Source organism: Fodinicola acaciae, from assembly GCF_010993745.1.
Lineage (GTDB): Bacteria > Actinomycetota > Actinomycetes > Mycobacteriales > HKI-0501 > Fodinicola > Fodinicola acaciae.
Window position 1 is genome coordinate 630,014 of record NZ_WOTN01000002.1, and the last position, 26,624, is coordinate 656,637.

The window sequence follows — 26,624 nt, forward strand, 5'->3', positions numbered from 1 at the left end:
GGGTGGCGTCAGCGCGTCACCCCTGCTGCTCGGCCTGGACGGCACCTTCGCGGTTGATGGCGGCGTTGAGCTGCTGGCGTACGTCGTCAGGCATCCAGTGCGTCATCGCATGCGGCACGTGACCGTCGCGGCACGACGACAGCGCACCGGCGACCCGGCTGCGCGTACGTTCCAGCATGTCGTGCCAGAGCACCGGCTGGCCGGCATCGGCCGACGCGTCGTAGGCGATCTCGCGTGCCGAGAAGAGCGCGGTCAGCTCCTCGACCGCGTCGCCGTGCTGCCACCAGCACGGCAGGATCTCGCGCTGGAGGCTGTAGCGATAGACCAGGCCTTCGACGAACCGGACGAGCTTGCGCCAGGCCGTGCCGCGTTCCGGACCGGTCAGGGTGGCCCAGTCGACCGACTTGGGCGCGTCGGGTCGGTTGGCGCGCTTTTCCTCCAGCTCGTCGACGCGTTGCAGCAGCTGGTCGATGACCTCCTGCTGCACCTCGATGGTGTTGATCAGCGCCTGATAGCCGGAACGCAGGTCCATCGGCGGCAGCGCGTCGGGGTCGAGCACCAGGCCGTTGACGCTGACCTCGGGGGGTGCGGCAACCTGCTCCACGCCGTCGGACGCGTCGCCGTCGGGGCCGGTCATCGCACTCCCTCCTGCAGCCGGCGATCTTCACGGATGGTAGCCGACGCGGCCGACGGTCGTACGAACAAAGTCCGCCTTATGCCAACGAGATCGTGGCGCGCTGATCGCTCACTGTGACGTCCCCAGGTAGTCACCCCAGCCACCCTGGATCATCGTCTGGAACAGCCAGCGGCCGTCGCGCCGGACGAGTACGTCGGCATAGCGCACGCGCTGGACCTGGTCGCCGGTGGTGAAGGTGGCGTTGGTGATGACGACGACCAGGTTGCCGGTGAGGAAGATCGGCTCGCGGGTCGAGTCCATCGTCGTGCCGCCGGCGATGACCTGCGACATCGTGGCCAGGTATGTCTCGCGGTCCCACTGGGCGGCCGATCCGTTGCCGGACGGCCCGTCGCTGACCACGTTCAGGGGAAACATCGCCACGTCGGCGCTGGCCGCCGCGTCGCCACGCGCGGCCATCTTGTCGTAGTCGGCAAACCACGCCTCGACGCTCGCGATGTCCTCCGCCGACGGTGTGAAAGCCGCGCTGTCGGTGACCTGTTCTGGAAGCTCTGCCACGTGTCCCCAATCTCTGTACGTTGTACGGAGATTATAGACAGACTTTCCCTGGACCGTAAAGGCAGATAACCTATGCACAGATAATCTATGTAGAGGTTATATGGAGGACGCGATGTGGACGTACGAGCACAGTGTCGAGACGACCGCGCAGCCGGCGGCGATCTGGCGGCTGTGGGCCGACGTGGCGCACTGGGGTGACTGGAACGCGGAGATCGAGGCGGTCGAGATCCACGGACCGTTCGCCGAAGGCACCGAGATCGTCATGACGCCGCCCGGCATCCGGCTCACCCTCGCCGAGGTGGTCGAGAACGACCGCTTCGTCGACGAGGCGCGCGTCGACGGGATGGTGATCCGCACGATGCACCGGATCGGCGACGGCAGGGTCACGTATCGGATGGAGATCAGCGGACCGGCCGGTGCGCAGGTGGGGCCGCAGATCACCGCCGACTGGCCACAGACGATGGCGGCACTGGTGAAGCTCGCGGAGAACGGATGACGCTCAAGCCGGGTGAGAGCCCTGGTTTCCTGCTCTGGCACGTCACGCTGCGCTGGCAGCGCCAGGTGGTCGCCGCGCTGGCCCCGCTCGGTCTGACGCATGTCCAGTTCGTGCTGCTGGCCTGCACGTGGTGGCTCAACGAGAGCGGTGAGCATCCCAACCAGCTGGCGGTGGCGACGCAGGCGGGCACGGATCCGAAGATGACCTCGCAGGTCGTCCGTACGCTGGTCGACAAGGGCCTGGTGGAGCGCGAGATCGACCCCGCCGACACGCGCGCCAAGCGGCTGCGGGTCACCCCGCGCGGAGCCGAGCTCGCACCGCGGGCGATCGCGGTCGTCGAGCAGGTCGACGCCGAGTTCTTCCGAGGCGTACGCGCCAAGGACGCACTCGACCTGCTGACGACGCTTGCTCGCTGAAACTGTCGGTGGCTGCTGGAAGAATAAATTCAGGGGACCTCGTTCCCCCGGGGCCCCTGGAGGCCCCCCGAAATCAATTCTTCGCTTCGGGGCCGACAGTATCGCCGCGGACCACCGCCGGACGCACGCATGGTGGCCATGCGTGCGTCCCGGATCAGGACGGGATGTCGGCCTCGGTTGGCATCAGTGAGATCAGCGTGCGCCAGACCGCGCTCGGTGTGGTCGGCCAGACGACCGAGACGCCGACGGTCGGTTCGGTGATCCACAGGCCGGCGGCGGTGTCGAGTACGCGGATGCCGCGACCGCCTGGCGAGCCGTCCGGCGCGGTCCACTCGATCCGTACGCGCCAGCGGTGGCTCAGCCCGGAGCCCAGCGCCCGCGCGGCCTCGGCGGTGAGCTCGCGTTCGCCCTCTGGGGTCTCGGCGATCAGCGCGTCGACGGCCGTCGCGCGGACCGACTCGTCCGCCGACAGCAGCTCGTCCAGCAGCGTGTTGCGGACCTGCAGCGGCATGGTCGCGGTCCGCGGCCGCGGACCGAGCCGCACGACGCGAGCCAGCGCGGCCGGCAGGAACGTCGGATGTACGGTCACGAACTCGTGCAGCTCGTCCGGCAGGTCGAGCAGCAGCGCGGCGGCGTCGTCGCAGACCCAGCCGCGACCCGACTCCACGTTCCGGCCGGCGTCCTCGATGGTGATCTCGACGGTGCACAGCGGCTCGCCGACCGCGACCAGGCCAGGCATCAGCAGCTCGTGTGGCCGGCCGCGTACGATCACGCCGGCCGCGCGCAGCGGCTCCAGCGCCGCCGGCGTGGTGTCGTGACCGGTCACCCAGCCGGACAGCACGTCGAAAGAGCCCGCGTCCAGCCGCAGCCGCCCAGAGGTGGCGTCGAACAGCACCGGCATCAGTCGTCCTCCCCGTCGAAGCGAACGCTGGTCGCGACATCGGTGAAGAAGTCGGCGCGGTACGCGTACTCCATCGTGCCGACCGACCCGGTCAGCGTGAACCCGCGCCCGGAGCGCAGAAACATCCACTGAGCCATCGTCACCGCGCCCTGGTCGGGCACCAGGTGGTGCGCCAGCCGATACATCGCCGGCCGGCCGCCGATCTCCACCTCGTCCAGGTCGATCAGCAGGAAGTCCGGCATCGCCTCGCGCATCATCGTCTCGGCGCCGGCCTGCCAACCACCGAGGTCGAGGCCCTCCGGCACCACGTCGACGCTGACCACCAGGTTGCAGCGGAAGACGCCGTCGCGGTCCGGCTCCAGCGCCACCAGCGCCACACCTGGCTGCGGATCCTCCACCAGGTCCCAGTTTTCCGGAAGTTTCAAGGAAAACTCGTTGGTCGGATGGTGATAGGTCACCAGCGTCTCGGTCACCGCGCAAGCCTCATCGTCGACTGGATGGTGGTGGCGGCCTGGTTCGCCTTTCCGAACGCCACCTCGAAAACATAGCTGTCCGCGGCCGTGTCGATCACCAGCCGGCGAAACGGCGAGCGATGGAGCACACCGCGCCGTGGCCGGCCGTCAGCTCCAGCGCGTGCCGGCACGACGCGTACGCCGGTGACGGCCGCCGACGGCAACACCAGCACGGTCGGATCCTCGCGCAGGCTGTCCTCCGTACGATCGGCGGCGAACACGACACCTTCAGCGAAGACCTCGACCCGGCCGGACACCGTGCCGCGCCTGGCCAGCGCGTGGTCACGCTCGGCGCGGTCCGGGTCGCGCACGTATCCACCGTCGTACGCGGCGACCGCCTGCGCCTTGGCGCCGAACCGTTCGGTCACCGCGCGCCGGGCCGCCTGCTGGCTGTCGACGCCGCGTCCGCCGACCAGGCTCGCACGTACGGCGGTGACCGGGTCGTCCAGATCCGAGTGCCGCCGCGACGCCGGCATCCGCCGATACCAGCGCGGCCCCCACCACCGCGGCTTGAAGACCAGATAGATCATCCCCATCCCGAACACCGCGAAGGCGACCAGGATGAGTGGCGCGGCGAAGCCGACGGCCGGCTCCGGCAGCATCGCGGCCACGCCGCTGGCGAACAGCACCAGGCCGAGACCGGGGAACAGGCCGAGGATCATCGAGTCCCAGCTGGTCCGCCGGCTCCACCGACGCGCGCGCGTTGAGCGGCCGGCCCAGCACCAGCCGGTGTACGCGAGCAGCGCCACACCGGCCAGTGCGATCCAGAAACCGGCCATGCCGCCATTGAACCAGCGGCGTACAAACCGGACCGCTCTACTCAGCGTCCTGCCAGGAACGCCAGAGGGCCGCGTACGAGCCGCCGGCGGCGATCAACTCCCGGTGGCTGCCGATCTCGCTGATCCGGCCGTCCTCCACGACCGCGACCCGGTCGGCGTCGTGCGCGGTCTGCAGCCGGTGCGCGATGGCGACGACCGTGCGGCCGCGCATGACCGCAGCCAGCGACTGTTCCAGGTGCCGCGCCGCGGTCGGGTCCATCAGCGACGTCGCCTCGTCCAGCACCAGCGTGTGCGGGTCGGCGAGCACCAGCCGCGCCAGCGCGAGCTGCTGCGCCTGTCCGGGCTCCAGCGTCTGCTCACCGGAGCCGACCGTCGTCCGGATGCCGTCTGGCAGTGCGTCGACCCAGGTGTCGGCGTCGACGGCGCGCAGGGCACTCCGCAGCTCGTCGTCGGTCGCCTCCGGCGCGGCCAGCCGTAGGTTGTCCGCGACCGTACCGACGAACACGTGATGTTCCTGCGTCACCAACGCGACGTGTGCGCGCAGCCGGTCCGGTGGCAGGTCGGCGATCGGTACGCCGCCGACGGTCACCTCGCCGGAGCGCGGTCGTGCGATGCCGGCCAGCAGCCGGCCGATGGTGGACTTGCCGGCGCCGCTCGGACCGACCACGGCGAGCCGTTCGCCGGGCCGCAGGTCGAGATCGACGCCGTGCAACACGTCACGGCCGGAGTCGTACGCGAAATGTACGGCGGAGAGCCGGATCCGCTCGTTGGTTGGCTCGGGACCGCCGACGGCTCGCGGCGCGCGCGACTGTGCGACGCCGACCAGCCGCGCCAGCGAAGCCGCACCGACCTGCACCTCGTCGAGCCAGGAGATCAGCCGGTCGAGCGGGTCGGCCAGCGCGATCACGTACAACGTCACCGCGGTCACCGCGCCGAGGCTGGCCAGGCCCCGCGCGTACAGCCAACCGCCCCAGGCCAGTGCGATGACGACCGGCGCGAGGAAGGTGAGCTCGACCGCCGGATAGAAGCGGGTGCGCAGGCCGAGCGTGTATTTCTCGATGTCGAAAGCGTTTCGGATGTCCTTCTCGGAGCGGCGGATCCGCCGGCGGTCGAGCCGCAGCTCCTCGACCGTACGCGCGCCGTCGACGGTTTCGTGGACTCCGGCCAGAAGCCTGGCGTAGAGCTCGCGTTCTTTGAGATATGCCGACGGAGCGCGCTTCAGATACCACCGCGTGGAGACCGACAGCAGCGGCAGCACCAACAGGCACGGCAACAGAATGTGCCAGCCGGCCAACGCGGCGGCCGCCACGGTGAGGACCGTCGTCACGGCCGCGACCATCACCTCGGGCACACCCCACCGGATCACTCGGTTGAGCGACCCGACATCGGTGGTCGCGCGGGTCAGCAGGTCACCGGAGCCGGCTTTCTCCACAGTGGACAGTGGCAGCTCGGTGACCCGCTCGACGAACTCCTCTCGCAGCTCCGCCAACACCTTTTCCCCCAGTGACGAGGAAAAATAGGTCGCGAAGCGGACGAGTGCGGTCTGCGTCAGCAGAAACGCGGCACCCAGCAGCGCGATGAGGTCGATGCCGATCTGCGTGATGCCGGTGCTGACACCGTCGACCAGCGCGCCGAGCAGCCGTGGCCCGGCCAGCCCGGCGATCGCGGCCAGGGCGTGCAGGGCCAGCATGCCGGCGATCGCCCGCGGATGGCGGCGAAACAGTCCGGCCGCGTACCGCCGAGTGTCCACAGTGGACGCGACCGGCAGGATGTGGCTCATGAGGTCCCTCGGGTGACGACCGCGCGATAGGCGGAGTTTTGCCGCAACAGCGCGTGATGGTTGCCGGTCGCGGAGGTTTTTCCGCCATCCGGCAGGAAAACCACCTCGTCGGCGGCGCCGGCCAGCAGCGGACTCGTGCTGAAGACGATGGTCGTACGGCCGGCGCGCGCCGCCGTCAGCCGGCCGGCGATCCGGCTTTCGGTGTGCGCGTCGACCGCGCTGGTCGGCTCCAGGAGGATCAGCACGTCAGGGTCGGCGACCAGCGACCGCGCCAGCACCAGCCGCTGCCGCTGCCCGCCGGAGAAAAACCGGCCCTGCTCGATGACCTCGGTGTCCAGGCCGTCCGGCAGTGCCTCGACCACGTCCTCGGCGTCGGCGACGCCGACAGCCGCCTCGATGGCGGCGCGGCTCGCCTGGCCGGTCGGGTCGAGTTCTTCGGCCAGTGGACCGGAAAACATGTGCGGATGCGGATCGGCGAGCAGGATCGCGGCGCGTACGGCGGCAAGCTCCAGCTCGGCCAGCGGCACGCCGCCGAAACGTACGTCGGCGTCGACGTAACGCGCCAGCCGCTCGGCCAACGCGTCCGCGTCGGCGCGCCGCTCGCACACCACCGCGGTGCGCAGCCCCGGCTTGAATTCCGCTCCGGACAAGGCATCCGCGAGCGTCGCGGTCGCCGGATCCGGCATCGGCAACGGATCCGCCGGCGAGACGATGTCGCGATCCAGCCGCAGCACCGCGATGATCCGCTTGGCCGCGACCACCGCCTTGGTGAGAACCTCTGCCATTTCCGCGAAAGTGCGCAGCGGCAGGACCAGGAAGGCGGCATACGCGTACGCGCTGACCAGTTGGCCGGCGCTGATCTGGCGGTCGAGCGCGAGCCGCGCGCCGAGCCAGGCGATCATGATGGCGAAAAGTCCCGGCAGCAGGATCTGCGCCGCTTCCATCATCGACGCGACCCTGGCCACCCGTACGCCGGCCTGTCGCACCTTCTGCGAGGCCGTTTTGTAGTTGCGTACGACCAAATCCTCGCCGCCGATGCCGCGCAGGATCCGCAGGCCCGTCACCGTGTCGGAGGCGATTGTCGTTGTTTCGCCGAAAAGTTTGCGCTGTTCGGCCTGCCGGCGCTCCAGTGGCCGCATCATCGGGCCGACGATGAGCATCAGGATGGGCGTGCCGACGACCACCACGATGCCCAGCACCGGCGTGGTGACGATCATCAGCGCGGCGACCCCGGCGAAGACCAGCACCGCGCCGGCCGTCCGGTTGGACACCTCGTACGCGTCGCCGATGTGTTCCATGTCGGAGGCGGTGACGGCCACCACCTCACCGGTGGAGATCCGCCTCGGCAGCACCGCACCGAGCCGTGCCGCGTGCTCGACGACCAGCTGCTCGACCCGGTAGGCGGCGGACAGCCAGCTGGACACCGCGAACCGGTGCCGCATCGTGCCGGTCGCCGTCTGGATCACCCCGCTCACCGCCAGCAGGCCGACCCAGAACGCCAGCGCGGCCGGATCGTGCGCGGCAAGGCCGGTGTCGATCGCCTTGCCGAGCGCCAGCGGCATCGCCGCCGCCGACGCCATCCAGAGCACACCCCAGGTCATCCCGCCGGCCGAGATCGCCGCCTGTTTGCGCCACATCCACAACAGAAAAACCGCCGGCGAGCTCAGCGGCGGCCGGCCGGCGTCGGCGTGGGGGAAGGTGCGCACGCGTTCATACGCTACGTCCGATCGCGCCGGCCTCCGAACGATTTTCCGCCCGGTTACCCGCTACGGCGCGAAACTGTCGTACCCCCGTGCCAATCTGGGCCCCCACCCAAAACGGGCGGGGGGTGGGTTCGCGTGGCTACTTGTACACGTTCGAAGTTGATCTTGGTGGGCGTACAGCCAGACTTGCGCCAGCCATGATCCTTCGCCGGGCGAGCGCAGACGGGGGCAGAATGCTGGAGGCCGCTGACGTTTGAACGCGCGCTCGTCGGGGTAACAAGAAAAAACGTCTGTCAGTGATGTTAATCGAGGCCGGAATTACCAACACAATTTCAAGATCATCAATTCCTGGGTGGACCTGTGTTTATGCGTGGTGAGAATCATTGCGTCTGGTGCGCCATTCCTGAAAGGCTGGGCGAGTGACCGACGACGTGTCGATGGGGCCGCTCAGCGAGGAGATCGATCTCGACCTGTGCCTGCTGGGTGACGCGCTGGCCGGCTGGTATCGCGAGGTCGACGCCGGCGAGCTCACCACCGTCGGCCGGCTGGCCGTGCTCAGCTCGCTCGGCGAGCCACTCGTCGACCGCGTTCTGACCGAATGGCACGTCGACCGGCTGGCCGGCTATCTCGTCGGCGAGTGGGCCGGCCTGCGGCTGGCGACGCCGATCGTGCTCGTCGAGCTGCTGCACCGCATGGTCGAGCCGGACGCCGACGGCGAGCCGACGATCGGCTATCTGGCCATCGACGACGCCAACACCAACAGCCGCCACCTGCTCGCGGTCGGTCCGCACGGAGCCGAGCACCTGGCCGAGATGCTCGGCGTCAGCGCCGAGATCGCGCGGGTCGAGCGCGCCGAGGCCACCACCGGCACGCTGCGGCCGGGCATGCGCGTACGAGTGCTCACCGACATCGAAGGCAACGGCCTCGGCACGGTGTCGCGCGTACGGACGACCCTGCGCGTCGGCACTCCGGAGCTGTTCGTCTACGACGTACGCCTCGACGACGGCCACGGCGAGCTGCTCCGCTTCACCGCCGACCGCCTGGAGCTCCAGCAGTAAGTCCGCATGGTCACCATGCGTGCGTCAGGCGCACGCATGGCGGCCATGCGACCATCACGTTCCGGTCAGGCGTTGGCGACAGCGGTCCAGAGGTCGCCGAAGCGCTTGACGAAGCCGTTGGTGTCGACGTCGATGTCGGCGCTGAAGCCGTCGGCGGAGTAGCGCCAGCGGTCCATGCCGATCCGGACGTACGACTGTTGTTGCATCGTCAGCTTCATCTCCGGAAACCGCAGCACGACGACGTTGAGGTCGGCGCGCAGGCCCATGTCGTCGGGGTGGCCGCGGATCAGCCGGCGGATCGGGAACGACTTGCCGATCGGTGAGAAGCCGAGGTCGGCGTCCACGCAGCCGTCGAAGGCCGGGGTGTCCTCGCCGTCGACCCACCAGTGGCCGTCTTCGGTCGCGAACATCGACAGCGGCGGGTGGTGCTCGGAGACGATCGCGACCGAGCGCGTACGCCAGCCGTAGTCGGTCTCGATCCGATAGCGCAGGTGCGCCGGCCTGCCGTCGATGGGGATCAGGACGACGCCGTTGAGCCGGTGGCCGCTGCCGTTGATCGCCATCTCGCAGTATTCACTGCTCGAGAAGCGATCGCCGCGCCACAGGATCGTCGCCATCCCTAGCCCCCAAACGGCCGTGCGAACCGCACGGCGCAATGAGCCGATAATAGGCGGTGACCGCTGGCTCAGGTGGCCGACTTTGGCGTGACCTGCGAAGGATCGGCCGCACCGGACCCGAAACTGACGCCGCGGGCCTCCTTGCCGACGGCCGCCAGCAACACCACCGCCAGCAGTACCGGAACGATCGTAACGATCAGAGCAAACGGGTACCCATGAGACGTGGCTAATGCCTGCTGGATCGGCAGGTTGAGCGCCGCGATCAAATTCCCCAGTTGATAGGTCACACCAGGATAAAAGCCGCGAATCTCGTCGGGGCTCAGTTCGGTCAGGTGAGCCGGGATGACGCCCCAGGCACCCTGCACGACGAACTGCATCAGGAAGGCACCGAGCGCGAGCGCGCCGAGAGTGGTGGAGAGCGCGAACAGCGGCACGATCGGCAGGCCGAACAACGCGGCGACGATGATCGTACGGCGCCGGCCGAAGCGCTCGGACAGGCCGCCGAGCAGCGTACCGCCGCAGATCGCGCCGACGTTGTAGATGATCGCGACCAGGATCGACTGGTTTGCGGTGAAATGCAGGCCTTCCTTGAGAAAGGTCGGATAAATGTCCTGCGTGCCGTGGCTCATCCAGTTGAACGCCGTCATCAGCAGGACCAGATAGACGAAGCGCCGCAACACTGCCGGGTTGAGGAAGACCCGGCCGGGGGTGACGTTGGTCTGGCGTACGCGCTCCCGCGTACGTTCCCACGCCTCGCTCTCCCTGACCTTCACCCGCAGGTAGAGCGCGATCAGCGCGGGGACGATGCTGAAGGCGAAAAGTCCACGCCAGCCGAGGAACGGGTTGATGACGAAGAACGCCACCGCCGCCAGCAGATAGCCGACCGCGTAGCCCTGCTGCAGCACGCCGGAGTAGAAACCCCTTTTCTCGGTGGGAATCTTCTCCATCGCCAGCGCCGCGCCAAGACCCCACTCGCCACCCATACCGATGCCGTAGAGCAGCCGCAGGATCAACAGGATGGTGAAGTTTGGCGCGAAAGCACAGAGAAAACCGACGACCGAATAGAACACGACGTCGACCATCAGCGGTACGCGCCGGCCGACTTTGTCAGCCCAACGACCAAAAACGAACGCGCCGACCGGTCGCATGGCCAGTGTCGCCGTAGTCAGGAAGGCGACGGTCGTCAGCTCGACGTGCAGCGACTTGTGGATCTCGTCGTAGACGAGCACCACGATGAAATAGTCGAACGCGTCCATCGTCCAGCCGAGCAAGGCGGCCAGGAAGGCGTTGCGCTGTTCGGGGGTCAGCCCGCGGGCCTGCTTGACGAGAGAAAAGGCCACGGCATGACGCTATGGCCCAGATCCCCACATCGCACCCAAAGCTTTATTTAAGTGTATTGAGGAAGGTCTCGATCGCGCCGGTGACCTGCGCGGCGTGGTTGTCGGTCAGCAGCGCGACGCCGTGGTCGGAGCCGGACAGGATCAGCACCTGCTCGGCGCCGGGATGCGCGTCGGCGAGCTTGCGAGTGTCCGCGGCCGGCGCGTAGCCGTCGTTTTCCGTGGTGATCAACAGCAACGGGCCTTTGAACCGCGCGATCAGCGTGGTCGTCTGGACGGCCTCGGTGTTCAGGTTGAGCTCGCCGCCGAGCGAGATGACACCGGCCGCCGGCGGCTTCATGTCCGCCGCGTACGCGAGCGAGGTCGCGGCACCTTGCGATGCGCCCATCAGCACGATCGAGGTCGCGCCGGCCTTGCGCAGCGTGTCGTACGCGCTGGCGACGATCTCCTTGTACGGCGAGGCCCACTCGTAGATCGCCACGTGATAGCCGAGCTTGACCAGCTTGCGCGCGTACGGCATCCACTGGCAGATGTCGCCGTCGCTCTGCGGACCGAGCACGACCCCTTTCGGGCCGCTGCCCAGCACCAGCACCAGCGCGCTCCCGCCGGACGGCAGGTTGGCCACCTCCGGCTTGCCTTCGCCGGCCAGCAGGCACTGCGGCGCCGGCAGCGGGTGGCCGCTCCGGTCCGTCAGGTCTGGCAGTTTCACGTACGACGGGCTGGGGGAGGCGACCGGCTTCGGAGCCGAGCCGCAGGCGGCGGTCATGAGCAGCGCGGATGCTGCGACGATGGTCGCTAAGGTCGTTCCGATCCTGTGCACCGCCGCAGAATAGACTCGGCTCCACCGGCCTGACCGGCCATTTGAAAGGATTTGAAAGTCGTGACCAGCCAGCCGACCGACCGACCGGTCCTCGTCGTCGACTTCGGCGCGCAGTACGCGCAGCTGATCGCTCGTCGAGTCCGCGAGGCGCGGGTCTACTCCGAGATCGTCCCCCACACGATGCCGGTCGCCGACATGCTGGCCCGCCGGCCGGCGGCGATCATCCTGTCCGGCGGGCCGTCCAGTGTGTACGCCGACGGCGCGCCGAGCCTCGACCCGGCGCTGTTCGACACCGGCATACCGACTTTTGGCATCTGCTATGGCTTTCAGGCGATCGCGCTGGCGCTCGGCGGCACCGTCGCGCACACCGACAGCCGGGAGTACGGCCGGACGGCGCTGAGTGTCAGCGCCGGCGACTCGGCGCTGTTCCACGGCCTGCCACCGCTGCAGTCGGTGTGGATGAGCCACGGCGACGCGGTGACCGAGGCGCCGGCCGGCTTCCGCGTCATCGCCTCGACCGACCGCGTGCCGGTGGCGGCGTTCGAAGACACCGACCGCGCGATCGCCGGCGTGCAGTTTCACCCCGAGGTGCTGCACTCCGAGCACGGCCAGGCGGTGCTGGAGCACTTTCTCTACGAGGTGGCCGACATCCGTCCACAGTGGACGACCGCGTCGATCGTGGCCGAGCAGGTCGAGTCGATCCGCGCCCAGGTCGGCGACAAGCGGGCGATCTGCGCGCTGTCCGGCGGCGTCGACTCGGCGGTCGCGGCCGCGCTCGTACAACGCGCGATCGGCGATCGCCTGACGTGTGTTTTCGTCGACCACGGCCTGCTGCGCGCCGGTGAAGCCGAGCAGGTGGAGCGCGATTTCGTTGCGGTGACTGGCGTACGGCTGAAGGTCGTGGACGCGAGCGAACGGTTTCTGTCGGCGCTGGCGGAGGTTTCCGACCCTGAGGACAAGCGCAAGATCATCGGCCGCGAGTTCATCCGGGTTTTCGAGCAGGCCGCGCGCGAGGTCGTCGACGAGGCCGGCGCGTCCGGTGACACGGTCGAGTTTTTGGTGCAGGGGACGCTTTATCCGGACGTGGTGGAGTCCGGCGGCGGCACCGGCACAGCCAACATCAAGAGCCACCACAACGTCGGCGGCCTGCCGGAGGACCTGCAGTTCGCGCTGGTGGAGCCGCTGCGGACGCTGTTCAAGGACGAGGTGCGCAAGGTCGGCCTGGAGCTCGGCCTGCCGGAGGCGATGATCTGGCGGCAGCCCTTCCCCGGCCCCGGCCTGGCGATCCGGATCGTCGGCGCGGTGACCGCCGACCGGCTTTCGTTGCTGCGCCAGGCCGACGCGATCGCGCGCGCCGAGCTGACCGCGGCCGGCCTGGACCGCGAGATCTGGCAGTGTCCGGTGGTGCTGCTGGCCGACGTACGCTCGGTCGGCGTGCAGGGTGACGGCCGCACGTACGGCCATCCGATCGTGTTGCGGCCGGTGTCCAGCGAGGACGCGATGACCGCCGACTGGACGCGGCTGCCGTACGAGGTGCTGGCGCGGATCTCCACGCGGATCACCAACGAGGTGGCCGGCGTCAACCGGGTCGTCCTGGACGTGACCAGCAAACCGCCAGGCACCATCGAGTGGGAGTAGCCGCACCCCGGCCGTTACCGGCGGGTAACGACGCAATCGGATTCCGATCGAGTCGTCGCTGGCCCGTTGACCTGCAGTTCTGTCATAAGAAGTGACAATCGGACACAGGGAGGCCGACAAGTGACGCTGGTAGCCGGTGTCGACAGCTCCACCCAGTCGACCAAGGTCGTCGTGGTCGACGCCGCCGACGGCCGGATCGTCCGCACCGGCGGCGCGCCGCATCCGGACGGCACCGAGGTGAGCCCGCAGGCCTGGTGGCAGGCGTTCACGACCGCGGTCGGCGACGGCCTGCTCGACGGCGTCGAGGCGATCGCGGTGGCGGCGCAGCAGCACGGCATGGTCACGCTCGACGCGGCCGGCGAGGTGGTACGCCCGGCGCTGCTCTGGAACGACCTGCGCTCCGCGCCCGCGGCGGCCGACCTGATCGCCGAGCTCGGCGGTCCCGACAGGTGGGCCGCCGCGACCGGGTCCGTACCGGTGGCCAGCTTCACCGTCACCAAGCTGCGCTGGCTGCGCCGCCACCAGCCGGAGCTGGCCGACCGGGTCGCCGCGGTGCTGCTGCCGCACGACTGGCTCACCATGCGGCTGAGCGGCGGCGAGCGGGTCACCGACCGCGGGGACGCCTCCGGCACCGGCTATTTCGATCCCGCGACCTCGACCTACCGGCCGGAGATCCTGGAGCTCGCCTTCGGCAGCCGGCCGGAGGTGCCGCGGCTGGCCGCGCCAGGCGAGGCGGTCGGCCGTACGCCCCAAGGCGCGGTGATCGGCGCCGGCACCGGCGACAACATGGGCGCTGCGCTGGGGCTTGGCCTGCGCACTGGCGACGTCGTCGTCTCCATCGGCACTTCCGGCACGGTGTTCGCGGTCGCCGAGCATCCCACCGCTGACGCGTCCGGCGCGGTGGCCGGCTTCGCCGACGCGACGGGCCGCTATCTGCCACTGGTCTGCACGCTCAACGCGGCGCGCGTGCTCGGCGCCGGCCGCGAGCTGCTCGGCGTCGAGCCGGCCGAGTTCGACGCGCTGGCGCTGGCCGGCCCGTCCGGCGCCGGAGGCCTGACCCTGGTGCCGTATCTGGAAGGCGAACGCACGCCCAACCTGCCGTCCGCCTCCGGCCGGCTGGTCGGGCTGCGGCTGGCGAACACGACACGCGAACATCTGGCGCGTGCGTTCGTGGAGGGGATGCTGTGCGGCCTCGCCGATGGTCTGGACGCGTTGCGTGCGCAGGGCGTACGGCCTGGTCGCGTGCTGCTGACCGGAGGTGCCGCGCGGTCGGCGGCCGTACAGCGGATCGCCGGCGAGCTGTTCGACGTACCGGTCGAGGTGCCCGAGCCGGCCGAGTACGTGGCGGTGGGCGCGGCGCGGCAGGCCGCGTGGGCCTTGTCCGGCGCCGAGGCGCCGCCGGACTGGACCATCCAGTCGCGTGCCGTCGAGGCGACGGCCGGTGCCGCCGGCGAGGTGCGGGCCGCGTACGCGGCGGCGCGCGACCACCTGGCCGCTGAGTTGCCGGACTGATCCGCAAGGTCATCCGCGCGGCGATCCGGTGTCGATTAGGTGATCGGTCCGTTACGTCCCGCCTACTTGATCGTGCGAGAGTCCGATTTCGGACTCTTCCCGCGGAGTGAATCGCGGGTCCACCGGGTACGGAAGATCAACCCGGTATGGCATGGTGGTCATTCGCACCCGGGAGTCCCGCCGACCGGCGGATAACGTGACGAACCCGGGCAGGAGGACGTAAGTGCAAGCACGACCCTGGCGTCGGGGCACCGTCGACCGTCCCCGACCACTGGGCCGGCGGTGGCGGCGGGGGCTGCGTCAAGGCGGCGTACTGGCGCGGCGGGTGCTGATCCGCCGGCCGGGCTCCGGACGTGCGTTCAGCTGGAACTTCATGTCACCGCGCGGCCGCTCGACGGTCCTCGAACGTGCCGCGGACGCGGCCGTGGAGGCGCCGCCGAGCAAGCCGAAGAAGGTGCTGCCGGAGGCCGATGCGCCGGTGGTCGTACCACTGCTTCCCGGGCCACAGACGCTGACCCGCAAGATCAGCTTCCTGGCCGTCACGGCCTGCTCGATCGCCAGCCTGGTCTTCGGTACGAGCGCCGTGCTGGTCGCCTTCAACGGCCTGCCGCGGCTCGCCGCGATGCTGCTGATCGGCTCGGTCATCTGCGACGGTCTGGACGGGCCGATGGCGCGCAAGTTCGGCGTCGCGACGCCGTTCGGTGCACAGCTGGACTCGCTGGTCGACATGTGCTCCTTCGGCGTGGCCGCGCCGGTGATCTGCTACGTGTGGCTGACCCAGGCCGGCGCGCCGGTCCTCCTGGTCGGCCCGGCCTGCCTGGCCGTCGCCGCCGGTGCGGCGCTGCGGCTGGCCAGGTTCAACGTGTCGCCGAAGAACTCGGCGTACTTCTGCGGCGTACCGACCACCCTGGCCGCCGGCATCCTCGCCGTCTTCGCGCTGCTGGTGCAGCACCCGGCGTCGATGTGGTGGCTGTCGCTGCTGGTCATGATGCTGGCGATCCTGATGGTCAGCACGTTCCCGTACGCGAAGCTGGCGCGCGTACTGCGGCTGCCGCCGTGGCTGTGGCTGGCGGTCGTGGCCGGCGCGGTGCTGGTGGATGTCACGGTGACGTTCATCGCGCTGGTGACGGTGTATCTGGTGTCAGGTCCGGTGCTCTGGATGCGGCAGCACCACCAACGCGCTGCCGCCGCTCGCTAGTCGCTGTTTGCGCCTGGCTTGGCCGCGCGGCCACCCTACGTGCGGCGGCTTGGCCGCGGGGTGACCCTACGTGCGCTGGCCGCGCGTAGGGCCACCTTGCGTGCGGCGGTTTGGTCGTAGGGCGACCCTGCGTGCGTCTCAACCGGAACCAAGATCAACTTTCGTACTTATGTAAGTAACCACGCGAACCCACCCCCCACCCGATCTGGGTGGGGGCCAAATTTCGCAGGGGGGTGCGACAGTTTCGCGCTGTAGCAGGTAATCAGAGCCAGCGGGCGATGAGGGTCTCGCCGCCGGTTACCCGGTCGCCTTCGGTGACCAGGGGACGCGCGGCGCCGGCCGGCAGGTACACATCCGTACGGGAGCCGAAGCGGATCAGGCCAAACTTCTCGCCGCGCGCCAGCAACGCGCCGGGCCGCGACCGCTGTACGATCCGGCGCGCGATCAGGCCGCTGCGCTGCGCGACGACGACCGGACCGTGAGTCGTCTCGAGCACGGTGTACTTGCTGTTGTTGTGCTCCGCGTTCGGATGCCGTGCGTCCGCGTAGCCACCCGGCTCGTCGATCACGTCGACGATCCGGCCGGCGACCGGGCTGCGGTTGACGTGTACGTCGAGCACCGACAGGAAGACCGAGATCCGCAGCCACTCGGCCGAGGCGGTGCCGAAGCCGTCGTCGGTCACCTCCTCGACGGAGAGTACGACGCCGTCCGCGGACGACACGATCGCGTCGGCCTCGGCGGTCTCGTCCGGCAGCAGGCGGCGAGGGTCGCGGAAGAACGCCGCGACCGGCAGCGCGGCGGCGGCGGGCAGCAGCCACACCGGCCGGCGGAACAGCCGCTTGGTGAGCAGCGTCAGACCAGCGACCGCCGCGACCGCGACGACACCGTTGACGTCGATACGCATGTCGCGGGTCACCGGGATCCGGGTCGGCGAGTACGCCGGCGCCATCCGTTCGGCCAGCGCCGCCGGCGCCTCGCCAAACCGCAGGTGGTGGACGCGCAGCGGCGGAAGGTTTCTGACGACCGTCTCGGTGCGGAACGCCGACGCCTGCGCGAGCCGGCCGATCTCGGTCGCCGCACCGCCAGGCGCCGGCGGTCCGAGCGGGGTGGCCAGGCTCAGCACGCCACCTGGCACGAGCTTCTCGCGAGCCTGCTCGACCAGCTTGTCGGCACCGGCGCCGTCCCCGGAGAGCGGCTCGGCGATCACCACGTGGTCGTATGTCTCGATCTCCGGCGCGATGTCCGCGTCGAGCACCTGGACGCGGCCGCTCAGCCGGGTCAGCGACCGCTCGCCGGTCAGCCGCCGGCGCAGCCGGTCGGTCCAGTCGGTGCGCGGGCTGGTGACCACCAGCCGGTCGGCCGGCATCAGGTGGTCGAGCACGTGGTCGACGACCCGCGGGTCGATGCCGATCACCAGCACGCGCTTGGGCTCCGGGTGCCGGGTGACCTCGCTGGTCAGCGTCGCGGCGGCGATCCTGCCGAGCGGACGAGGGAAACTGCGCATCAAGCTGCTGCCTTATACGTCGAAAACAGGAGTCCGCAGCCAGAGTAGGTCAGCCGGCGTCCGGTCCGATGTCGGGGCAGCGCGTGCCGTCGGCCGGCGCCGCGAGGCTGAGCAGGTAGTGGTCGACGGCCGCGGTGACGCACGGATTGTCCGGGCCGTAGTTGCCGTGTGCCGAGCCGTCGTACGTGAGCAGCACCGACCGCGAGATCCGCCGATGGACGGCGACGGTCCAGTCGTACGGCGTGTGCGGATCGTGCCGGGCGGCGACCAGCAGGATCGGCGGCGCGTCGGCGACCCGTAACGCGTGCTGCGGATTGCGGACCGCGATGCCGGCACCGAGGCAGTTGACCAGCGAACCCCAGGCCACCGTCGAGCGCCGGATGTGCGACGCGACCCTGGCCAGCTCCGCGCGCCAACCGGTGAGCTGGTCGAAGCCGGACACGGTCAACTGCCAGTCGGCGCAGAAAATCGCCTCGTCCGGATGAAATGTCGGGGCACCCCAACCGCCTGGACCGGTCGGCTCGCTCGGCGCGGTCCGCGGCGGACGGCCGGTGTCCAGGGCCTTGAGCCACTCGGCCAGATAGAGGAAGTTTGGCTCGTAGTCGGCATAGTACGCGGCATTGCTCAGGTCGTCGGGAGCGACCTTCTCGCCTTCGTGCATCGGATCGGTGAGCGTGCCAGCCACCGCTTTGTCATACAGTGACTGGAAAATCCGGCCGACATCCTGTCCGTGCAACGCGCAGGTGGACGACTTGTCGCACCACTGCAGGAAAAACTGGAAGGCATCCTCGCCGGCGACGGTCTGCGAGCGGAGAAATCCCCAGCCGTCCAGGCTGTGGTCCATGTTGCTGTCGAGGACGAAAGTCCTTATCCGGTGCGGAAACAGCTCCGCGTACTGCTGGCCGAGCAGCGTGCCGTAGGAGGTGCCGAGAAACGACACGGTCGGCACGCCGAGCGCGGCGCGTACGGCATCCATGTCCCGCGCCGCCGTCATCGTGTCGGCCTGGTCGAAGACCGGACCGGACAGCCGCCGGCAGTTGTCGGTCAGCTTTTCGTTGTACGCGAGCAGCTTCGCATACTGGCCGGCATCGGCCGGCACGGTCGGCGGTTGCTGACCGAGCAGGTCGCCGTCGCATGTCACCGCGTACGCCTCGCCCGTGCCGCGTTGGTCGAAGCCGACGATGTCGAAGCGTTTCCTGATGTCCGGGGAAAAGTTCTCGTAGTAGTCCTGGTCCCGCAGGTCCTGTGCCGGCGAACTGCCGGGACCGCCCGGGTTGAACAGCAGCACGCCGATCCGCGCGTCCGGATCGGTGGCCGCGCGCCGTGCCACCGCCAACGACATCTTCGGTCCGTCGGGCCGGTGCCAGTCGACCGGTACGGCGACCGTCGCGCACTCGGCCGGCGACTGTCTCGCGCACGGCCGCCAGTCCAGCGCCGGCGCTGGTGGCAGCGGGATTGACAGCGGAATCAGCGTGGTCGCGGCCAACGCGATGGCGAACAGTGATCGCACCCGTCGCAGCCTAGGCTGATCGGCGCCGCCGCGCCTCGCGAGAGCAGGCCGCTATGCGTCGTCGTGCTTGACCAGGTCGACCGGGGTCGCCTCGGATGGCGGCGCGACCGGCGTACGGCGGCGGGGGATCGCGGTCAGCAGGCCGGCGATGCCGATCACCACCAGGGTGATCGCGGCCGCCAGGCTGATCGGGATGCCGGAGCCGCCGACCACCTGGTAGATGGCCCACCAGCAGGCGACCGCCACGAACAGCAGGCCGAAGACCAGCGACAGCCCGTCGAGCTCATGCCGCTTCACGGGTCACCTCCATCTCTCCGGCGCCGACGCTCAGCCGCAGGTTGAGCCTGCCGCCGCCAGGCCCGTCCGAGCCGTGGTCCTGGAACTCGCTGTTGATGTCCAGACCGTCGTACTGACGGCCGAACAGCTGCGCGGACCCGGCGCTGACCTGCGCGTCCAGGTCGACGTCGACCTTCTCCGGCAGCAGGATGCGCAGCTCGCCGGCCGACACGTTGATGCTGGTCGTCACGGCCTTGCCGGTGAAGTCGACCTGCCGCAGGTCAAGCGTCGCGTCGCCATAGCGGCCGCGGTAGGTGGGGCTGATCTGAGCGGTCGTCGTCGGCGTCCAGTGGACCGGTGTGAGCTGCGAGGTCGGCGGCAGGTCCGGCACGACCTGGTTGATGCCGGCGCCGATCAGCAGCGCGACGCTCAGCAGCAGGCCGATCGGGATGAGCCAGCGGGCCCGGCCGTAGCGGCTGCCGATCAGCAGACCGACGCCGATGATCCCCAGCGGGATGGCCAGGTACGCGGTCCAGTCCAGCCGGGTGGTGGCGACGAGTACGGCCACCGAGCCGACCGCGATCAGCGCGAGGAAGAACACCACCCGGCCGAGCCGCGACGGCTCTTTCGGTGGTTTCGGTGGGCGGGACGGCATCGGCGGCGGTGGCGGAGGAGGTGGCTCGAAAGGTCCGTGTGGCGCGTACGACGGCGGCGGTGTGTACGTGGGGGTCGTCATCTGCGGTTCTTCCTGGTCGGTTGCGACGACCGCGATCCGCTCGGTCACCGCGGTGGAGCTCGGCTCGGCGGCCGGTGGAGGCGCGGCGACCGGCTGCGGGGTGCCAGGCGGCCGGCGCAGCAGCAGCGCGAGGCCGATGACGGCGGCCGCGGCCAGCAGCATCGTGCTGGCGCCGCCGTACAGCATCGCGATCGCGAGCAGTCCGGCGACGATCGTCAGCAGGATCGTCCAGGCGGCGTGCAGTGACGCGCGGCCACGGCCGACCAGCGACTCCAGCGGCGACACCTCGTCGCCTTCCTCGGCCAGCAGCAGGATGCCGAGCAGATAGAAGAGCACGCCGACGCCGTTGAAGAAGACGAGTACGCCGAGAATCACCCGCCACAGCAACGGATCGGTGTTGGTGGCCTTGGCCAATCCGGCACATACGCCGAAGAAGATGCGGCCCTGCTTGGGCCTGGTGATGCCGACATGGTCGGAGAACGTGGCGGGCCGCGGCGGCGCGGCTGGCGGCGGTGTGTCCGCGCCGGTGGTGCTGTCCATGCCGACCATCGTCGCGCTCGGCCGGCGGTCCCACTATCCGGTACGACCCTGAGCCGACCCTGATTCGTAACGGTGCGAAAGATCCGTGGCGTGCCCGGTGTCCGGCCGTACGCTCGCGTGTGACCATCGTGGTACGTCCAGGAAACGAGAGGTCCACCGCCAGTGTCCAGCCCCTCCGTCGAGCCGCGCCGGCTCCATCGGCAGCCGCGCGGCTGGCTGATCGCCGGCGTCGCGAGCGGCATCGCCGAGCACCTGAACGTGCCGGTGATCGCCGTACGCATCGCGTTCGTCCTGCTCACGGTGCTGGTCAGCGGCGCTGGAGCGCTGCTCTACGTGGCGTGGTGGATCTTCGCGCCGCTGGCGCCGACCGAGCCGGACGAGCGCCGGCCTCGCGACTTCGGCCAGCTGGCCGCGTTCATGCTGCTCAGCCTCGGTCTGGCCGTCGTCGCGGCGGGAGCCGGCCTGCTCGCCTGGCTGGTCTTCGTACTGCCGGCGCTCGTCCTGATCGTCGGCGCGACGCTGCTCTGGCGGCGGTCGGACCCGGAGCGGTGGCGGCGGATCGTCGCACGGCTGCCGGGGCCGGCCTGGCTCGAGGAGCTGGCCACCAGCCGCGGCTGGCTGCCGCTGGTGGCGCGGATCGGCATCGGCCTGGTGCTGGTCGTGCTGGGAATGGCCGGCTTCCTCACCATCAGCGGACAGCTGCAGAACGTCCAGAGCAGCCTGGTCTTCGGGCTCGTCCTGATCGGCGGCTGCGCGGTGGTCGTCGCGCCGCTGCTGTGGCGGATGTTCGCCGAGCTGCGCGCCGAGCGGGCCGAGCGGATCCGGTCGCAGACCCGCGCGGACGTGGCGGCGATCGTGCACGACCAGGTGCTGCACACGCTCGCGCTCATCCAGCGCAACGCCGAGGACGCGCGCGAGGTGAGCCGGCTGGCGCGCGGCCAGGAACGGCAGTTGCGCAACTGGCTCTACAAGCCGATGGGGTCGCCCGACGAGCGGCTGGCGGCGGCGCTGGAGGAGGCCGCCGCCGAGGTCGAGGACACGTACGCGGTGAGCGTCGACACGGTCATCGTCGGCGACTGCCCAGTCGATGAGCACGTACAGGCGCTGGTGCAGGCGGCTCGTGAAGCCCTTGTGAACGCTGGAAAACACGCGAAGGTCTCGACGGTGTCGCTCTACGCGGAGGTCGAGGACGGCACCGCGAGCGTGTTCGTCCGCGATCGCGGCACCGGCTTCGACCTGGATACGGTGGCAGACGATCGGCACGGCGTCTCCGGGTCGATCGTGGACCGGATGCGGCGGCACGGCGGCTCGGCGGAGATCCGTACGGCGCCGGAGTCCGGCACGGAAGTGAGACTGAAGATGGGATTGGCGCGCTGATGTCCGAGCCTCGGGTTTTTCTTGTCGACGACCACGCGATGTTCCGCGCCGGCGTACGCGCCGAGCTCGGGCGGTACGTCGACCTGGTCGGCGAGGCCGGCACCGTCGCTGAGGCGATTTCGGCGATCCAGGCGGCCAAACCCGATGTGGTGCTGCTGGACGTACACATGCCCGACGGCGGTGGCCGTGCGGTGCTGGAGGCCGTACGCAAAAGCGACTCGTCGATCCGCTTTCTGGCGCTCAGCGTGTCCGACGCGGCTGAGGACGTGATCGGCCTGGTACGCGCCGGCGCGCGTGGTTATGTCACCAAGACGATCTCCGCGGCCGAGCTGGCCGACGCGATCCGTCGCGTTGCCGATGGCGACGCGGTGTTTTCGCCGCGGCTGGCCGGTTTCGTGCTCGACGCGTTCACGCAGCATCCGACCGCGCCGATCCGCGACCCCGACCTGGACCAGCTGACCAACCGGGAGAAGGAAGTGCTGCGGCTGCTGGCGCGCGGCTACGCGTACAAGGAGATCGGGTCGGAGCTCTTCATCTCCGTCAAGACGGTCGAGACGCACGTGTCGTCCGTGCTGCGCAAGCTGCAGATGTCCAACCGCTACGAGCTGTCCCGCTGGGCCGTCGACCGACGCCTCATCTGAGCAGATGGCCGCATGGCCACCATGCTTGCATCCGACGCAAGCATGGTGGCCATGCGAACTTCCGAGCGTTACTTGAGGATCTTGCGCTTGACGAAGAAGGGCCGGATCTTGTCGGCGGTCTGCTTGCCATAGAGCGCACGCGCGGTCGCCACGACGTTGTTCGCGGCGGCGGCGAAGGACGTGTCGGGCGCGTAGTAGAACTGCGACTGGATGATCAGCTTGTCGGCCTTCGTACGACCCAGCGCGCGGTTGATGTCCCAGAGCGCTGCCGACCAGATCTCGCCGTCGTCATGCACCTCACCGGTCTTGTCGTCGACTGTCTTTTTGGTGTCGACGCGACGCAGGCAGTGTGGAGCGTCGGTGTAGGAGGTGGAGTCCCAGTCCATCACGCACGCCGGGTCGTAGCCCTTGCCCTGCGGCAGCGACAGCGTGACGGCCAGGTAGTCGCCGAAGCCCTCGCCGATCGCGCCGGCCTCCTCGCTCTCGCCGAAGCCGGGGACCTGGTCGTCCTGCACGGCGTGGCCGTACTCGTGCTGCACGACCTCCACGTCCTCGGCGTCGTCGACGCCGCCGGTGCCGGTGGTGATCTGGTCGACGCTCGGGTCGTAGAAGGAGTTGTCGTCCGGGATCGTGTCGGTCTCGATCTTCTGCGGCTCGGCGTTGACGTCGGTCAGGCCGAGGCTGCGGATGTAGCGCTGCGCCGTGGTGATGGCGTAGTACGCGGACACCTGCTCGAAACCGGCCTTGTCGCGCGTGTAGACGAAAAGATGCGACCTGGAGCTGACCGCGTCCTTGTTGACGATCTTGGCCCATTTGCCGACCAGGTGCGTCTTGTCGGTCAGGTCAGGCAGGAGCTTGAACTTGTACGCCTTGTGGATCGCCGGGTAGTCGGCGTTGTCCTGGTCGGTGAGCGACTGGTTTTCCAGCGCCACCACGGGATTGGGGTCGAAGACCTGGCCGATGCCGTCGTAGTTGTCCGACAGCGGCGCCACTTTCAGCGTCTGCTTGGTGGTCGCGTCCACCAGCGTCTGGATGCTGCCGCCGGTGCCGCGGCTGGTGACCTGCCAGACCAGCCGCGACCCGGGTCCGCCGACCACGCCGAGCCTGGTCGACACGGCGGTCTGCTTGGCCGTCTTGCGGCCGCCGGTCTTGTCCGCCGCACGCGCGTACTGGGTCGCCGCGTCCTGCGCGGTCTGCGCCGCCTGGCCGGCCGGCACGGTCGCGCTGACCGCGACGTTGGCCGGCACCTGCTTGCGCGCGTCGGTCACCGACGACAGGTGGCCGTCCTGGTCCAGGTGTTTGGCATACCAGCCGTTGACCACCGGCAGCCCGCGATAGGTCTGCTGGAACCACTGGTGCGTGCCGAGCAGCGACGTACGGCTGCGGATCAGGGTCAGGCCGTCGGTCGCCGGCGGCGCGGCCGCGGCCGGCAGGCCGCTCGCGACCAGCGCGGACACGGCCGCCGCCGCGACGACGGCGACGCGGCGGGCAGTGGGTGGACGCATACGGTTTTCCTCTCGGCAGCGGACGGTCAACGCACTTTATCCGCCGGAGGACAGGACAAAGGTTAAGAATTCCAAAAATAACGTCATGAGACGGGGACCGACGCCGGCCATCCGGGCTGAACGGATGGCCGGCGCCGGGGCTGGTCAGCGGACGGTGAAGTCCGCGGTCAGTGCGTCGACGACGACCTGGTAGCCGCCGGGCAGGACGCGTGGCACGCCGGCTCCGTCGACATCGCCGGTCGTCACCGCCAGCTGTTTCGCGGCGAACGGCACGGTCACGGTCTGCGCGGCACCGGGGTCAAGGGTGACGCGCGCGAAGCCGATCAGCTGCCTGGCCGGCATCAGCACCGGACTGACCGGACGGTGCAGGTAGACCGGCACCACGGCCGTACCGGCCCTGGACCCGGTGTTGCGTACGGTCACCGACGCCGTCGCCGTGCCGGTGCGCGAGATCGCCGGGGTGACCGTGAGTCCGGACGTGGCGAAGGTCGTGTATGACAGGCCGAAGCCGAACGGATAGGCCGGGTCGTAGGTGTTGGTGCCGTTGGCCGGCAGGGTCTGGTAGGACATCGGCTCGTCGGCGGCGACCTTCGGCCAGGACACCGGCAGCTTGCCGCTCGGGTTGGCCTTTCCGTACAGCACGTCGGAAATCGCGTGTCCGCCTTCGGTGCCGGGCAGCCACGACTGCACGATCGCGTTGGCGTCGGCGACCGCGCCGAGTGCGCGCGGCCGGCCGGTCATGATCACCACGATCACCGGTTTTCCGGTCTGCTGCAGCGAATCCACCAGCTGCTGCTGTGCCGTCGACAGCGACGGATCGCGTACGTCGCCGGGGCCTTCGGCACCGGGTTTCTCACCGAGCACGACCACCGCCGCGTCGGCGCTCGCCGTCTTGCTGACCGCGTCGGCCGCGTCGGGCGCGTACGTGACGTTGTCGCCGGCGGCCTCTTTGAGCGCCTGCAACGGCGTCACGACCGGCGGCTTCGGCGTGTTGTCGTCGGGGATTCCCTGCCAGCCGATCGTCCAGCCACCCATCTGCTGGCTGAGGTTGTCGGCGCTGTCGCCGGTCAGCACGATCTTGCTGGACACGCTCAGCGGCAGCACGTTGTTTTGGTTGCGCAGCAACACAATTGACTCGGTCGCGGCCTTGCGGGCGAGCGGCCGGTCGGCGTTGAGGACGGTCTGGTTGGCGGTGTTGGGGTCGACGTACGGATGGTCGAAGAGGCCGAGCGTGAACTTCAGGGTGAGGATGTGGCCGACCGCCTCGTCGATCCGCGCCTGGCTGATCCTGCCGGCGTTCACGTTGGCGATCACGCCTTGCGTGAAGGCGGCCGCGTCGGCCGGCTCCATCGCCATGTCGACACCGGCGTTGACCGCCACCGCGATGGCTTCCTGGTAGGTCGAGACGATGTGATAGCTGCTCGCCAGCTGCGCGATGTCGTTCCAGTCGCTGATCACCACGCCGCGGAAACCGAGCCGCTGGCGCAGTTGGTCGGTGAGCATGTATTTCGAGGAATGCACCGGAATGCTGTTGACCGAGCCGGAGTCCGGCATCACGGTGTCCACGCCGGCGTCGATCTGCGCCTGGAAGGACGGCAGGAAAACGTCCTGGAGATAGCGGATCGGCAGCTGCGCCGGCGTACGGTCGTGGCCGCTGCGCGGTTCGGAATAACCGGCGAAGTGCTTGCCGGTCGCGGTCAGCTCGCCGCTGGACTGCATGCCGGTGACCGCGCCCGCGGCGAGCTGGCCGGCGAGGAACGGATCTTCCGAGTACGTCTCGTAATAGCGGCCCCAGCGTGTGTCGCGTGCGATGTCGGAGACGGGCGCGAAGTTCCATTTCACGCCGGTGGCGACCATCGCGTTGGCGGTCGAGACGCCGAGGTCGCGGGTCAGCGCCGGATCCCAGGTCGCGCCGAGCCCGATCTGGTGCGGGAAGATCGTCGCGCCGGAGACGTCGTTGTGGCCGTGTACGCCGTCGGCGCCGTAGATGATGGGGATCCGCAGCCGGTTGTGCGTCAGCGCGTACCGCTGGATCGCGTTGATCGTCTCGGCCCACGCTTTCGGGCTGTTGTCGGGAAATGCCGTGTCGCCGCCGCCGGACAGGATGGAGCCGGCGTGGTTGGTGGCGAGTACGTCGGCCATGCACGAGTCGACCAGCGGCCCGTTGCCGTAGTCGCAGTTGCCGCGCAGCTTGCCGACCCGGATCTGCACCATCTGCCCGGCCTTCTCGGCCAGCGTCATCCGCTTCAGCAGATCAGCCACCCGCGCCGCGACCGGCGCTTTGGCATCGGTGTAGGCGACCGGCGCCGCCGTGGCACCGCTCATCCCGGCGGTGGCCAGCAGGGCCGCGGTGACCGCGGCGGGCAGCAACAGGCGTCTGTTCACGCTCGACATCGGGCCTCTCCCGGCGATGGTGGAAGCAATAGCCGACCGCAATGTGCAACAGTGATCTAGGTTACGTCAATACCTGACGGAAAATCGGCCCGAATGTCGCTTTCTGCGTTCGACTCTCAACTGAAGCGGTTCAGGCTGCCGCAACTACCCGCTGCAGCCCAAAACTGTCGTACCCAGGTGCC

Annotated in this window: 24 protein-coding genes; 8 read left to right on the forward strand and 16 right to left on the reverse strand. The window is 69.3% G+C overall.

Annotation, left to right across the window (positions count from 1 at the left end):
* Window positions 1–16: 16 nt before the first annotated feature.
* Entirely contained in the window at window positions 17–637 is a 621-nt protein-coding gene (locus tag GNX95_RS18315) for a hypothetical protein (RefSeq protein ID WP_163508623.1), read from the reverse strand.
* Window positions 638–745: 108 nt separating this feature from the next.
* Window positions 746–1,192: a nuclear transport factor 2 family protein gene (locus tag GNX95_RS18320; RefSeq protein WP_163508624.1), complete on the reverse strand. Its 447-nt coding sequence runs from the start codon at window positions 1,190–1,192 to the stop codon at window positions 746–748.
* 112 nt (window positions 1,193–1,304) lie between these two features.
* On the opposite strand from GNX95_RS18320, the gene GNX95_RS18325 reads away from it, so the two are divergent.
* Window positions 1,305–1,688, forward strand: a complete 384-nt coding sequence (locus GNX95_RS18325; RefSeq protein ID WP_163508625.1) for an SRPBCC family protein — start codon at window positions 1,305–1,307, stop codon at window positions 1,686–1,688.
* Window positions 1,685–2,104 carry a MarR family winged helix-turn-helix transcriptional regulator gene (locus tag GNX95_RS18330; protein WP_163508626.1) on the forward strand — a complete coding sequence of 140 codons (420 nt, stop codon included), beginning with the start codon at window positions 1,685–1,687 and terminating at the stop codon, window positions 2,102–2,104. Before GNX95_RS18325 ends, GNX95_RS18330 begins: the two co-directional genes overlap by 4 nt.
* A gap of 154 nt (window positions 2,105–2,258) precedes the next feature.
* On the opposite strand, the gene GNX95_RS18335 is transcribed toward GNX95_RS18330, so the two are convergent.
* The 5 genes from GNX95_RS18335 to GNX95_RS18355 are packed head-to-tail and all read right to left on the reverse strand — an operon-like array spanning window position 2,259 to window position 7,782.
* Entirely contained in the window at window positions 2,259–3,005 is a 747-nt protein-coding gene (locus GNX95_RS18335) for a hypothetical protein (RefSeq protein WP_163508627.1), read from the reverse strand.
* Window positions 3,005–3,478 carry a DcrB/PsbP domain-containing protein gene (locus GNX95_RS18340; protein ID WP_163508628.1) on the reverse strand — a complete coding sequence of 158 codons (474 nt, stop codon included), beginning with the start codon at window positions 3,476–3,478 and terminating at the stop codon, window positions 3,005–3,007. Before GNX95_RS18340 ends, GNX95_RS18335 begins: the two co-directional genes overlap by 1 nt.
* Window positions 3,475–4,296: a hypothetical protein gene (locus tag GNX95_RS18345; protein WP_163508629.1), complete on the reverse strand. Its 822-nt coding sequence runs from the start codon at window positions 4,294–4,296 to the stop codon at window positions 3,475–3,477. Before GNX95_RS18345 ends, GNX95_RS18340 begins: the two co-directional genes overlap by 4 nt.
* 37 nt (window positions 4,297–4,333) lie before the next feature.
* Window positions 4,334–6,076 carry an ABC transporter ATP-binding protein gene (locus GNX95_RS18350; RefSeq protein ID WP_163508630.1) on the reverse strand — a complete coding sequence of 581 codons (1,743 nt, stop codon included), beginning with the start codon at window positions 6,074–6,076 and terminating at the stop codon, window positions 4,334–4,336.
* Entirely contained in the window at window positions 6,073–7,782 is a 1,710-nt protein-coding gene (locus GNX95_RS18355) for an ABC transporter ATP-binding protein (protein ID WP_222853737.1), read from the reverse strand. Before GNX95_RS18355 ends, GNX95_RS18350 begins: the two co-directional genes overlap by 4 nt.
* Window positions 7,783–8,198: 416 nt before the next feature.
* Between GNX95_RS18355 and GNX95_RS18360 the strand changes: the two genes are divergently transcribed.
* A complete protein-coding gene (locus GNX95_RS18360; RefSeq protein ID WP_163508631.1) occupies window positions 8,199–8,837 on the forward strand; it encodes a hypothetical protein in 639 nt (212 codons plus the stop codon).
* A gap of 65 nt (window positions 8,838–8,902) precedes the next feature.
* Here the strand turns inward: GNX95_RS18360 and GNX95_RS18365 are convergent, their stop codons facing one another.
* From GNX95_RS18365 to GNX95_RS18375, 3 genes are all read right to left on the reverse strand, one after another.
* Window positions 8,903–9,454 (reverse strand): putative glycolipid-binding domain-containing protein, encoded by a 552-nt coding sequence (locus tag GNX95_RS18365; RefSeq protein WP_163508632.1) that lies wholly within the window; start codon window positions 9,452–9,454, stop codon window positions 8,903–8,905.
* Between the two features lie 68 nt (window positions 9,455–9,522).
* Window positions 9,523–10,794, reverse strand: coding sequence for an MFS transporter (locus GNX95_RS18370; protein ID WP_163508633.1), 1,272 nt, complete (start codon window positions 10,792–10,794; stop codon window positions 9,523–9,525).
* Between the two features lie 43 nt (window positions 10,795–10,837).
* Entirely contained in the window at window positions 10,838–11,611 is a 774-nt protein-coding gene (locus GNX95_RS18375; RefSeq protein WP_163508634.1) for an alpha/beta hydrolase, read from the reverse strand.
* A 60-nt stretch (window positions 11,612–11,671) separates the two neighbouring features.
* Between GNX95_RS18375 and guaA the strand changes: the two genes are divergently transcribed.
* The 3 genes from guaA to GNX95_RS18390 all read left to right on the forward strand — a co-directional run bounded on the left by guaA (window position 11,672) and on the right by GNX95_RS18390 (window position 15,959).
* Entirely contained in the window at window positions 11,672–13,249 is a 1,578-nt protein-coding gene (guaA, locus tag GNX95_RS18380) for a glutamine-hydrolyzing GMP synthase (RefSeq protein ID WP_163508635.1), read from the forward strand.
* Between the two features lie 120 nt (window positions 13,250–13,369).
* Window positions 13,370–14,761, forward strand: coding sequence for a xylulokinase (gene xylB / locus GNX95_RS18385; protein WP_163508636.1), 1,392 nt, complete (start codon window positions 13,370–13,372; stop codon window positions 14,759–14,761).
* A 223-nt stretch (window positions 14,762–14,984) separates the two neighbouring features.
* Window positions 14,985–15,959: a CDP-alcohol phosphatidyltransferase family protein gene (locus tag GNX95_RS18390; RefSeq protein WP_163508637.1), complete on the forward strand. Its 975-nt coding sequence runs from the start codon at window positions 14,985–14,987 to the stop codon at window positions 15,957–15,959.
* Between the two features lie 262 nt (window positions 15,960–16,221).
* Here the strand turns inward: GNX95_RS18390 and GNX95_RS18395 are convergent, their stop codons facing one another.
* The 4 genes from GNX95_RS18395 to GNX95_RS18410 are packed head-to-tail and all read right to left on the reverse strand — an operon-like array spanning window position 16,222 to window position 20,525.
* Window positions 16,222–17,463, reverse strand: coding sequence for a phosphatidylserine decarboxylase (locus tag GNX95_RS18395; protein WP_163508638.1), 1,242 nt, complete (start codon window positions 17,461–17,463; stop codon window positions 16,222–16,224).
* A gap of 49 nt (window positions 17,464–17,512) precedes the next feature.
* Window positions 17,513–18,973: an alpha/beta hydrolase gene (locus tag GNX95_RS18400; RefSeq protein WP_163508639.1), complete on the reverse strand. Its 1,461-nt coding sequence runs from the start codon at window positions 18,971–18,973 to the stop codon at window positions 17,513–17,515.
* A 51-nt stretch (window positions 18,974–19,024) separates the two neighbouring features.
* Window positions 19,025–19,270 (reverse strand): hypothetical protein, encoded by a 246-nt coding sequence (locus GNX95_RS18405; protein ID WP_163508640.1) that lies wholly within the window; start codon window positions 19,268–19,270, stop codon window positions 19,025–19,027.
* Complete coding sequence (locus GNX95_RS18410) at window positions 19,257–20,525, reverse strand: PspC domain-containing protein (protein ID WP_163508641.1); 1,269 nt, start codon at window positions 20,523–20,525, stop codon at window positions 19,257–19,259. Before GNX95_RS18410 ends, GNX95_RS18405 begins: the two co-directional genes overlap by 14 nt.
* Before the next feature lie 162 nt (window positions 20,526–20,687).
* Here GNX95_RS18410 and GNX95_RS18415 point away from each other — a divergent pair, with 162 nt between their 5' ends.
* Together GNX95_RS18415 and GNX95_RS18420 are read left to right on the forward strand one after the other, a co-directional pair.
* Window positions 20,688–21,902 (forward strand): ATP-binding protein, encoded by a 1,215-nt coding sequence (locus GNX95_RS18415; RefSeq protein WP_163508642.1) that lies wholly within the window; start codon window positions 20,688–20,690, stop codon window positions 21,900–21,902.
* The gene (locus GNX95_RS18420; RefSeq protein ID WP_163508643.1) at window positions 21,902–22,543 is read left to right on the forward strand and encodes a response regulator; all 642 of its coding nucleotides are present in this window, start codon (window positions 21,902–21,904) and stop codon (window positions 22,541–22,543) included. The genes GNX95_RS18415 and GNX95_RS18420 overlap by 1 nt, the downstream gene beginning before the upstream one ends.
* A 68-nt stretch (window positions 22,544–22,611) precedes the next feature.
* Here the strand turns inward: GNX95_RS18420 and GNX95_RS18425 are convergent, their stop codons facing one another.
* Both GNX95_RS18425 and GNX95_RS18430 read right to left on the reverse strand, forming a co-directional pair.
* Window positions 22,612–24,048 carry a M36 family metallopeptidase gene (locus GNX95_RS18425; protein WP_163508644.1) on the reverse strand — a complete coding sequence of 479 codons (1,437 nt, stop codon included), beginning with the start codon at window positions 24,046–24,048 and terminating at the stop codon, window positions 22,612–22,614.
* A gap of 144 nt (window positions 24,049–24,192) precedes the next feature.
* Window positions 24,193–26,433, reverse strand: a complete 2,241-nt coding sequence (locus GNX95_RS18430) for a glycoside hydrolase family 3 N-terminal domain-containing protein (RefSeq protein ID WP_222853738.1) — start codon at window positions 26,431–26,433, stop codon at window positions 24,193–24,195.
* Window positions 26,434–26,624: the final 191 nt, after the last annotated feature.